The sequence below is a fragment of the Bradyrhizobium sacchari genome, from assembly GCF_002068095.1.
In the GTDB taxonomy this organism is placed as follows: domain Bacteria; phylum Pseudomonadota; class Alphaproteobacteria; order Rhizobiales; family Xanthobacteraceae; genus Bradyrhizobium; species Bradyrhizobium sacchari.
In genome coordinates this window covers 58823-69263 of sequence record NZ_LWIG01000002.1, presented here as the reverse complement: position 1 = coordinate 69263, position 10441 = coordinate 58823, and the positions used below count along the sequence as shown (strand labels likewise).

Below are 10441 nucleotides of genomic sequence, written 5' to 3'. Positions count from 1 at the left end.
CCGCGAGCCGCAGCGTATCGGCGAGGCGATCGCGCTCCTCGTCGGACAATTGCAGGGATCGCCGGGTCTCGATCGAGATCGCGGTGAATGGCGCATGCAGCCGGTCGGCCAGCCGCTTGGTGTAGCGGACGAGGCCGGCCGCCCGCGGATCCTCGCTGACGCAGACCAGGATGCGCTCGCCTGCGGCCCAGGGGCCGGCGATCGCATTCGCCTGCATGTGGTTGAGCAGCTGCTCGTCGACCCGCTCGGCCGTCCGACGCAGCGCCAGCTCGCGCAGCGCGGTCAGATTGCCAGGGGAGAAATAATGCTCCAGCGCCCGCTCGGCCTGCTTGGGGACGTAGACCTTGCCCTCGCGCAGCCGCTGGATCAGATCGTCGGGCGTGAGGTCGATCAGCTCGATGGCGTCGGCGCGGTCGAACACCGAATCCGGCACGGTCTCGCGTACCCGCACATGGGTGATCTGGGCAACGACGTCGTTCAGGCTCTCGATGTGCTGGATGTTGACGGCCGTGTAGACGTCGATGCCATGGGACAGCAGTTCCTCGACGTCGAGATAACGCTTGGGATGGCGGCTGCCCGCCGCGTTGGTGTGGGCGAGCTCGTCGACCAGCGTGATTTGCGGCCGCCGCGCGATCACCGCGTCGAGGTCCATCTCCTCGACCGTCTGGCCGCGGTAATCCAGCCTCTTGCGCGGGATCACTTCCAGGCCCCGCACGAGCGCCTCGGTCTCGGCGCGGCCGTGGGTCTCGACGAAGCCGACCACGACGTCGATGCCGGCCTTGCGCCTCGCGTGGGCGCTCTGCAGCATCTCGTAGGTCTTGCCGACGCCGGGGGCGGCGCCGACGAAGATCTTCAGCTTGCCGCTCGCGCTCTCCTCCCGCCGCACAGCTTCCAGCAGCGCCTCGGGAGACGGACGGTGTTCGGGATCGCGGCGCTCTCGGACCATGTTGTCAATATAATCATCTGCGCACCGCGGGCCTAGACCGCTACCTGGCTGCAGCGCGATCGAGGGCGAGGTTCAGCGCCAGGACGTTAACGCGGGGTTCGCCCAGCAGGCCGAACAAGCGGCCCTGGACGTTGGCAGCCACGATCTGCTTCACGGCGTCCTGCGGCATATTCCGGGCCTTGGCGACGCGCGGCACCTGGAATTCCGCGGCTTCCGGCGAGATGTCGGGATCAAGGCCGCTGGCCGACGTGGTGACCAGGTCGACCGGCACGGCCGCATTCGGATTCTCGCTCCTGAGCTTGTCCACATCTTCCTTCAGCCGGTCAGCCAGCGCCTTGCTGGTCGGGCCGAGGTTGGAGCCACCCGAATTGGCGGCGTTGTAGGGCGCCGACACCGTCTTGGTCGAATCATTGGGGTCCGGCGCGACCGTCGCCGAGGGACGGCCGTGGAAGTACTTGTCCTCCTTGAATTCCTGCCCGATCAGGGCGGAGCCGACCACCTTGCCGTCCTTCTCGATCAGGCTGCCCTGTGCCTTGGCGGGAAACAGCGCGCCGGCGATGCCGGTCATGGCGAGGGGGTAGGCCACGCCGGTGATGGCGGTGAGCACCAGCAAGAGGACGATGGCGGGGCGGATTTCTCTGAACATGTTGGGTCTCCTAGGTCTTCGTCATTTGCGAGGAGCGAAGCGACGAAGCAATCCAGGCTTTCGACCGCGGACGCATCCCTGGATCGCTTCGCTTCGCTCGCAATGACGGGGTTAAGCCAGGTGCAAGGCGGTCACGACGAGGTCGATCGCCTTGATGCCGATGAAGGGAATGACGATGCCGCCGAGCCCGTAGATCAAGAGGTTGCGGCGAAGCAGCGCGCCGGCGCCGACGGCGCGATAGGCGACGCCCTTCAGCGCGAGCGGGATCAGCGCGATGATGATCAGCGCATTGAAGACGATCGCCGACAGGATGGCGCTCTGCGGGCTCGAGAGGTTCATGACGTTGAGCACGTTGAGTTGGGGGTAGAACGCCAGAAACATGGCCGGGATGATCGCAAAGTATTTTGCAACGTCGTTGGCGATCGAGAACGTGGTCAGCGCACCGCGCGTCATCAACAGCTGCTTGCCGATCTCGACCACCTCGATCAGCTTGGTCGGGTTGGAGTCGAGGTCGACCATGTTGCCGGCCTCGCGTGCGGCCTGCGTGCCGGTGTTCATGGCGACGCCAACGTCGGCCTGGGCGAGCGCCGGCGCGTCATTGGTGCCGTCGCCGCACATGGCCACCAGCTTGCCCTTGGCCTGCTCGTCGCGGATCAGCTTGAGCTTGTCCTCGGGGGTTGCCTGCGCCAGGAAATCGTCGACCCCGGCCTCGGCCGCGATGGCGGCGGCCGTCATTGGATTGTCGCCGGTGATCATGATGGTGCGGATGCCCATGCGACGCAACTCGGCGAAGCGTTCGCGGATGCCGCCCTTGACGATGTCCTTGAGCTGGATGACACCGAGCAGCTTGCCGTCCCTGGCGACCGCCAGCGGCGTGCCGCCGGACTTCGAGATCTCGTCGGCGATGGTCTGGATCTCGCGGCCGACCTCGGAGAGCCCGGCAGGCTGAATGGCCCGCGCGGTGTTGCCGGAGGCAATCGTCAGCGGCGCGCCGCCGCCGACATAGTTGAGCATGGCATCGACCGCGCCCTTGCGCACCGACGAGCCGCCGGCATCGACGCCGCTCATGCGGGTCTGCGCCGTGAACGGGATGAAGGTGGCATCCAACTCGGCCAAGTCGCGGCCGCGGATGCCGTACTTCTCCTTCGCCAGCACGACGATGGAGCGGCCCTCCGGGGTCTCGTCGGCGAGCGAGGCGAGCTGGGCGGCATCCGCCAGCTCCTGCTCGGTGACGCCGCGCACCGGGCGGAACGCCGTCGCCTGGCGGTTGCCGAGCGTGATGGTGCCGGTCTTGTCGAGCAGCAGCGTATCGACGTCGCCGGCGGCTTCGACAGCGCGGCCGGACATGGCGAGCACGTTGAAGCGCACCAGTCGGTCCATACCGGCGATGCCGATCGCCGACAGCAGCGCGCCGATGGTGGTCGGGATCAGCGTCACGAACAGCGCGACCAGCACGATCACCGAGATCGAGCCGCCGGCATAGGCGGCATAGCTCGGGATGGTGACGGTGGCGAACACGAAGATGATGGTGAGGCCGGCGAGCAGGATGTTGAGCGCAATCTCGTTCGGAGTCTTCTGCCGCTCGGCGCCCTCGACCAGCTTGATCATGCGATCGATGAAGGTCGAGCCTTGCGCCGCCGTGATGCGCACGCGGATCCAGTCGGACAGCACCTGCGTGCCGCCTGTCACTGCCGAGCGGTCGCCGCCGGACTCGCGAATGACCGGCGCGGACTCGCCGGTGATGGCGGCCTCGTTGACGGAGGCGACGCCCTCGATCACCTCGCCGTCGGAGGGAATGGTGTCCCCGGCCTCGACCAGCACGAGGTCACCGACCTTGAGGCTGGTGCCCGGGACCAGCTTGAAGGCCTGCCCAGTGCCGGTCAGCAGCTTGGCCTGGCTCTCGGTGCGAGTCTTGCGCAGCGATTCGGCCTGCGCCTTGCCGCGGCCTTCGGCCACCGCTTCGGCGAAATTGGCGAACAGCACCGTGAACCAGAGCCAGAGGATGATCTGGAAGGTGAAGCCGAGGCTCGACCCGCCCGTGGCGAGGTCGCGCAGGAAGATCACCGTGGTGAGCGCGGCTACGATCTCGACCACGAACATCACGGGGTTCTTCACCATCAGCCGCGGATCGAGCTTGGTGAAGGACGCCCGGATCGCGGGGACCACGATCCTGGGATCGAGCATCGCCGACATGGGGGCACGCTTTTGCAGTTTCATCGTATCCATGGAGGTCACTCCAAACCAATCAGAGTCAGAACACTTGGCCGGCGTTCATTGCGAGCTGCTCCACGATCGGGCCGAGCGCGAGCGCCGGGAAGAAGGTCAGGCCGCCGATGATCAGGATCACGCCGACGACGAGGCCGACGAACAGCCCGCCGGTGGTCGGGAACGTGCCCGCCGACGGCGGGATGGATTTCTTGGCCGCGAGCGAGCCCGCGATCGCCATCGCCGGGACGATCATGAAGAAGCGGCCGACGAACATCGCGGATGCGAGCGTGAGGTTGTAGAAGAAGGTGTTGCCGGTGAGGCCCGCGAAGGCCGAGCCGTTGTTGCCCGTCGCCGACGTGAAGGCGTAGAGCACCTCGGTGAAGCCGTGCGGGCCGGCATTCGCCATCGATGCCACCGCCGCCGGATAGACCACGCCGACCGCGGTCCAGCCGAGATACATCAGCGGCAGCACCAGGATGGCGAGCATCGCCATCTTGACCTCGCGCGCCTCGATCTTCTTGCCGACATATTCGGGGGTGCGGCCGACCATCAGGCCTGCGACGAAGATCGCGAGCACGACGAACAGCAGCATGCCGTAGAGGCCGGCGCCGACGCCGCCGATGATGATCTCGCCAAGCTGCATGTTGATCAGCGGGATCATGCCGCCGAGCGCGGTGAAGCTGTCATGCATGGCGTTGACCGCGCCGCAGGACGCCGCCGTCGTGATCACCGCGAACAGCGAGGACGCGACGATGCCGAAGCGGACCTCCTTGCCCTCCATGTTGCCGCCGGTCAGGCTAAGCGCGTGGAGGGTCGAGGTGCCGCTCGCTTCCGCCCAATAGGTGATGCCAACGCCCGCGACGAACAGGACGCCCATGACGGAGAGGATCGCCCAGCCCTGGCGCTGGTTGCCGACCATGCGGCCGAACACGTTGGTGAGCGCCGCGCCAATCGCGAAGATCGACAGCATCTGCACGAAGTTCGACAATGCGGTCGGGTTCTCGAAGGGATGTGCGGCGTTGGCGTTGAAGAAACCGCCGCCGTTGGTCCCTAACATCTTGATCGCAACCTGCGAGGCGACCGGGCCGACCGCGATGGTCTGTTTGGCACCTTCGAGCGTCGTGGCCTCGACGTAATCGCCGAGCGTCTGCGGCATGCCCTGCGAAACCAGGAACAGCGCGTAGAGGACACAGATCGGCAGCAGGACATAGAGCGTGCTGCGGGTGACGTCGACCCAGAAATTGCCGACTGTGCGCACCGAGGCGCGCGAGAAGCCGCGGATCAGGGCCACCGCCAGCGCGATGCCGGTCGCCGCCGACAGGAAGTTCTGATGCGTCAGACCCACCATCTGCACAAGATACGAAACCGTGCTCTCGCCGCCGTAGTTCTGCCAGTTGGTGTTGGTGATGAAGGAGATCGCGGTGTTAAAGGACAGATCTTCCGCGACCGCGCCCTGCCCGGCCGGGTTGAACGGCAGCACGGCCTGGAGCCGCATCACGCCGTAGATGATGAGGAAGCCGCCGACATGGAACAGCAGCATCGCGACCGTATAGGTCAGCCAGTGCTGCTCGCGCTTCTCATCGACGCCGGAGATCCAGTAGATGCCGGCTTCAATGGGCCGCAAAACCGGCGACAGGAACGTGCGCTCGCCGTTGAAAACGCGCGTCATATACCAGCCGAGCGGCTTTGTGAGCGCGACGATGATCGCGCAGTAGAGAATGATCTGGATCCAACCGATCAAAGTCATGGCATTAACCCTTCAGACTTTGTGTCTGGCGCAACAGCGGCAGGAGCACCGCAAGCAGGCCGGCGACGAGCGCGGCCTCGGCCATCAGCAATTCGAGAAGCAGCAGCACGGGTCAGAACCGCTCGGGCCGCAAGAGCGCGTAGGTGAGGTAGACCAGGAGGCCGAACGAGACGGCGCCGGCGAGCGCATAATCGAAGATCATGGTCCGCTCCGTCACAGCCGTTCGCAGGCATAGGTGTAGCCGATCGCAAGGGCGAAGAAGACGAAGCCCAGCGCCAGCATCAGAATGTCCATCATGGCGATACTCCTCAATACGAGACGATATCCGGCATTGCCTGTCGCTTGATTCCCGGCAGGCCGCCTGCTGCGAGCAATGCAGCACGTATCTCTTCCGGCCGGGAACTTCACCGCGCTGAAGTGCCATCGCGCACATAGGTTTTCGAGATGAGGCCTATGGCGACGTTATAGGAATCTCATAAAAGCCGGCACGTCGTGCCGCCCGCCATGTGACAACGACAACGCATTCCGGGAACACGCGCCTTGCAGGCCGTGCAGCGACGCAATCCACCGACGCTCTTGCGTCTCGTTGGTACGGCAGGCCGCGGCCATGGTCTTTTCAAAACGCCCTGCTCCCATAAGCCTCCGCCTTCGGCGGAGACGGCCGCCATGAATCTGTCGGTCCGATCGGCAAGAACCCGGGCACTTATGAAATCCCTATATCTCTCGCCCGATCCCCATCTCGCTTTCAAACACCCTTCCAGCCATCTTGGAGAGGCCGGCCGACTGACCGACGCCAATTCCAGGAGGCCTGACATGACCGCCGCTCTCCGTCACAACCATCCACCATCGCTCTGCGCGCGCCTTCATCACGCACAGGCCATGACGCGGGCCTTGATGTTCGACATCATGCATGGCTGCCGGCGCTTGCCCTCCCTCGGCCAGAGCGAGCGCACGGCGCGCGTCATGCGCCTGATCGATGCGGAGGCCTGGACCGACGCTGCGCTGGCGCTCATGGAGCTCGAGCTGCCGCTGTGGCAGGTCCGCCGCATCGCCTATGACGAGGGTGAATGGCACTGCGCGCTCTCGCGCGAACGCGAGCTGCCGGACTGGCTGGACGCCGCGGTCGAGGCGCATCATGCCGACCTCGCGCTCGCTTTGCTGTCGGCGTTCGTCGAGGTGCAGGTGCTGGCTGTGGAGGTATCGCGGCCGAGTGTTCCCACCGTGCGCCCTGCCCCGGATTCGCTCTACGAGCCGGTTGCTTGCGAGAATTTCAGCTAGGCCGGCCGGACAGGTTCGCGCCTTGCCGCAACCTTCGAACACATCGCAGCCCCTGAGCCAGGCGCGCGTGATCGCGCGCTTTGCCGTGCGCGTCGTCCTGCTCGGAGCCTTTGCAGCGTTCGGCAGCATCGGCTTCGGCCGCAGCCTCGCCACCCTGCTCTGGATGTCGATCATCCTCTGCGCCGCCGTCGCTGTTCTCAGGCGCGAGCAGCTGTTTGGTGCCGTCCTCAATCATTGGGACGAATGCGCCGCGTTCGGCGCGCTGTTCGCGCTGGTTCAGCTTGTCAATGCGCACAGCTGAAATACGAAGCTTTATGAGCTTCCTATGAGATCGCCGCAGTGCCTCACTCGAAATCATATTCGCTCGAACTGATATTGACCGGACGGTTGCGGGCTCGCGCCGGCCACCGCCGTCAATCGGAAGGAATACGTCAATGAAGCTCGTCGAACCCCCCTCGTGCAGTTCCCCCTCGACCATCGTCTTCGTCGGCCGCAACCGCCGAGGACAATGGGTCGCGCAGGAGCAGAACGGCCTCTATGGCGGCCTGTTCGTCAGCCGCGCCCAGGCCGTCAAATACGCGCGGTTCGAGAACGGACAGCACCCGGGAACCATCATCGAGCTGCCGCGCGAGATCGAGCTCGACATGGGCAAGCGCCCCCACACCATCGTCTCGCAGCGCGCCGCCTGAGCCGGCGCCAACAGGCAAAAGACCATGTTCACCCCTCCCTCAGCCTGGTTCACCGGTTTCATTCCGGACCTGCCGACGCCGTTCGACGCGGCTGACGCTGTCGATCTCAAGGCGTTCGCCGCGCTCTGCGAACGCCAGATCGCGGCGGGCGTCCCCGCGATCGTGGTCTGCGAGACGGTCGGCGAAGCACCGACGCTCTCGCCCGCCGAGCAGGAGCTCGTCATCCGCACCGCGGTCGATGTTGCCCGTGGCCGTGTGCGGATCATCGCCGGCGCGATGTCGAATGCCACCAGTCACGCCATCGAGCTTGCGCGCCGCGCGGAAGCCGCCGGCGCCGACGCCGTGATGGCGGTGGTGCCCGCCTACAACAAGCCGATGCAGGAGGGGATGCTCGCGCATTTCCGCGCCATTGCCGGCGCGATCGGCCTGCCCGTGATCCTGCACGACGTTCCCGCCCGCACGCTGCGCCCGCTCGCCGACGAGACGCTGCTGCGTCTTGTCGAGACCCGCCGGTTCGTGGGTTTGCGCGACGCAGGCGCCGACATCACCCGTCCGATGCGGCTCGCCCGGCAGCTGCCGGCCGGCTTCCGCCTGCTCTCCGGCGACGACGTCACCGCGTTCGGATATATCGCGAGTGGCGGCGACGGCGCGATCTCGGAAATCTCCAACATCGCGCCCGATCTCTGCCGCATGATCTTCTCGCAGATCAGGCAAGGCCGCCTGCAATCGGCACGTTACCTGCACAAGCGCCTCATGCCGCTCATCACCTGTCTCTCCAAGGACAGCCCTGCCGCGCTCAAGAGCGCTCTCGGCGTGCTCGGCCTGATATCGCCGGCGACGAGGCTGCCGATCGTGCCGCTAGACGCCGCCACGCAGAGGGAGATGATACGCGCCTTCGCCGCGATCGCCGACGAGGAGCTGATCGACAGCGTCGGGGCCTAACGCTTCGCGGACACCGCTTCTGCAAGCAGATCGACGAGCCGCGGCTACAGCTTGCCTCCGCCGACGCCGTCGGGCTCGCGCGATCGAAGCGGCACGATTCAGGCCCCAACTGAAACGCGACCCAAATCTCTTCAGAGGACTGCCGGCGCGGCCGCCGGCGCCTTTATGACTTTCCTATACGGCAGCCGCGGCGGTCACCTCGCAATCATACGCAGCGGTGGCCATCATACGAGACAGATCGGAGCGGCCATCTCGCCGTACTGGATAAGGACTGAAGACATGTCGATTCTGACCCATGGCCTTGACCGCCCCTTCGCGCGTCCGGCGCGCATCTCCGGGGCGCGCAAGGTGCGGCTCAGAGATTTTGCTCTCGGCGCACTCACGCTGCTCTCGATGGGAAGCGTGCTCACTGCGCTGATCGCCCTGAGGACCGCAATCTATGTATGGCACATGCACGGCTGACCCGCAGGGAGGCTCCTATGACCTTGCAGATGTGTGAAGAGGCCGTCATGGCCGCAATTGCCCTTCGGGCCTCCCGTCGCCAATCCGACACCAGGCAAGCGGCAGCACTCAGGCCGCTCGATCCGGATGTCGTCAGTGCCGCCATCCCCGCCTTCTTCATTGGACAAAATCGCGCCGGCCTCTGGGTGGCGCGCGACGCGAATGGACGCGTCGGTGGCTTGTTCCTGTTCAAGAGCTCGGCGGTGGATTTCGCCAGGCGCCAGAGCGCACCGGCGCGCTGCGCCTTGGTGTTCCCCAGCGAGACCTTCGAGCTCGACATCGAGAACCGCGGCAATCCGCTGATCCTGCTGGCTCAGCGAGCCAGGTGGCTCTTCGCGCGCAGCGCAACGTCCGCCGCGGACAAGTAGCGTGCAGCTGTTCAAGGGAAATCTCGAACACGCGGTCACCACGACGATCCTGACCTTGACGCTGAGCCTGGTCTGGGGCGCGGTCCTGGCGATCGCGATCACGCTGATCGCACGCGGGCTCGGCGCCTGACCTCACCCTTTCTCCATCTCGACCAGCCGCGCCAGCTCCGCCGCCGTGGCCTCGATCGGCCGGCCGCTGCCCTTGCGCGATCCACAAGCCCTCGCATGCGACCGCCAAGAAGCGCCTGCGCCCGGGGGACGATGGACGCCATGCGGGCGGCGATCGGCCGTGAATTGATCATGGCTGCCTATGAGGCAAGCAACCGGCCGCGCAGCGCGGTCGCGATGTCGGCCTGAGGCCGCGTATCCCGCGGAAAAAGGCTTGAACGAACGGACTTGCCGATCTGGCGCAATTTCACGGAACCGTGTAGATCGGTTTCATGAGCACAAGCAGCGTCAACGTCGTCGCCCACCCCCTGGTCCAGCACAAGCTTTCCCTCATGCGGGAAAAGGACCGCTCGACCAAGAGCTTTCGCGAGATCCTGAACGAGATCGGGATGCTGCTCGGCTACGAGGTGACGCGCGACCTGCCGCTGGAGCTGGTCGAGATCGAGACGCCGATTGCGGCGATGCGGGCGCCGAAGATCGCCGGCAAGAAGCTCACGCTGGCGCCGATCCTGCGCGCCGGCGTCGGCTTCCTCGACGGCATGCTGGCGCTGATGCCCTCGGCGCGCATCGCCCATATCGGGCTCTATCGCGATCCCGAAACATTGCAGGCCGTCGAATATTACTTCAAGGCGCCGCAGGACCTGTCCGACCGCACCGTGATCCTGATGGATCCGATGCTGGCGACCGGCAACTCGGCCTGCGCCGGCGCGTCCCTGCTCAAGGATCGCGGCGCCCGTGACATCCGCTTCGTGTGCCTGCTGGCTGCGCCCGAAGGCATCGCCCGGTTCCAGAGTGAGCACCCCGACGTGCCGGTCTGGACCGCCGCGATCGACGAGCGTCTCAACGACCACGGCTATATCGTGCCGGGCCTGGGTGATGCCGGCGATCGGATGTTCGGCACCAAGTAGACAGCCACGAAGTAGACAGCCATCAAGTAGACAGGTTTGC

At 65.7% G+C, this 10441-nt stretch carries 12 protein-coding genes and 1 pseudogene; 8 read left to right on the top strand and 5 right to left on the bottom strand.

What is annotated here, in order from left to right; translation table 11 throughout:
• From A5906_RS43810 to A5906_RS04780, 5 genes and pseudogenes are all read right to left on the bottom strand, one after another.
• Positions 1-946 (bottom strand): annotated as a pseudogene (locus tag A5906_RS43810) (two-component sensor histidine kinase); the annotation flags it as partial.
• 40 nt (positions 947-986) lie between these two features.
• Positions 987-1592, bottom strand: a complete 606-nt coding sequence (locus A5906_RS04795; protein ID WP_080134137.1) for a K(+)-transporting ATPase subunit C — start codon at positions 1590-1592, stop codon at positions 987-989.
• A gap of 111 nt (positions 1593-1703) precedes the next feature.
• Entirely contained in the window at positions 1704-3818 is a 2115-nt protein-coding gene (gene kdpB / locus A5906_RS04790) for a potassium-transporting ATPase subunit KdpB (protein WP_080134136.1), read from the bottom strand.
• A 25-nt stretch (positions 3819-3843) separates the two neighbouring features.
• Positions 3844-5547 carry a potassium-transporting ATPase subunit KdpA gene (kdpA, locus tag A5906_RS04785; RefSeq protein ID WP_080134135.1) on the bottom strand — a complete coding sequence of 568 codons (1704 nt, stop codon included), beginning with the start codon at positions 5545-5547 and terminating at the stop codon, positions 3844-3846.
• 112 nt (positions 5548-5659) lie between these two features.
• Positions 5660-5749 carry a K(+)-transporting ATPase subunit F gene (locus A5906_RS04780; RefSeq protein WP_018641117.1) on the bottom strand — a complete coding sequence of 30 codons (90 nt, stop codon included), beginning with the start codon at positions 5747-5749 and terminating at the stop codon, positions 5660-5662.
• 611 nt (positions 5750-6360) lie between these two features.
• Here A5906_RS04780 and A5906_RS04775 point away from each other — a divergent pair.
• From A5906_RS04775 to upp, 8 genes are all read left to right on the top strand, one after another.
• Positions 6361-6825, top strand: coding sequence for a hypothetical protein (locus A5906_RS04775; RefSeq protein ID WP_080134134.1), 465 nt, complete (start codon positions 6361-6363; stop codon positions 6823-6825).
• Between the two features lie 22 nt (positions 6826-6847).
• Complete coding sequence (locus A5906_RS04770) at positions 6848-7126, top strand: hypothetical protein (protein WP_080134133.1); 279 nt, start codon at positions 6848-6850, stop codon at positions 7124-7126.
• Between the two features lie 133 nt (positions 7127-7259).
• Positions 7260-7514, top strand: coding sequence for a hypothetical protein (locus tag A5906_RS04765; RefSeq protein WP_080134132.1), 255 nt, complete (start codon positions 7260-7262; stop codon positions 7512-7514).
• Between the two features lie 24 nt (positions 7515-7538).
• Positions 7539-8456, top strand: coding sequence for a 4-hydroxy-tetrahydrodipicolinate synthase (dapA, locus tag A5906_RS04760; protein ID WP_080134131.1), 918 nt, complete (start codon positions 7539-7541; stop codon positions 8454-8456).
• 279 nt (positions 8457-8735) lie between these two features.
• On the top strand, positions 8736-8918 hold the full coding sequence (locus tag A5906_RS42855; RefSeq protein ID WP_080134130.1) for a hypothetical protein: 183 nt from the start codon (positions 8736-8738) through the stop codon (positions 8916-8918).
• A 17-nt stretch (positions 8919-8935) separates the two neighbouring features.
• Complete coding sequence (locus tag A5906_RS04750; protein WP_080134129.1) at positions 8936-9325, top strand: hypothetical protein; 390 nt, start codon at positions 8936-8938, stop codon at positions 9323-9325.
• Between the two features lies 1 nt (position 9326).
• A complete protein-coding gene (locus A5906_RS45915) occupies positions 9327-9455 on the top strand; it encodes a hypothetical protein (RefSeq protein ID WP_283807659.1) in 129 nt (42 codons plus the stop codon).
• Between the two features lie 310 nt (positions 9456-9765).
• A complete protein-coding gene (gene upp, locus A5906_RS04740) occupies positions 9766-10401 on the top strand; it encodes a uracil phosphoribosyltransferase (RefSeq protein WP_080134128.1) in 636 nt (211 codons plus the stop codon).
• The last annotated feature ends 40 nt before the right edge of the window (positions 10402-10441 follow it).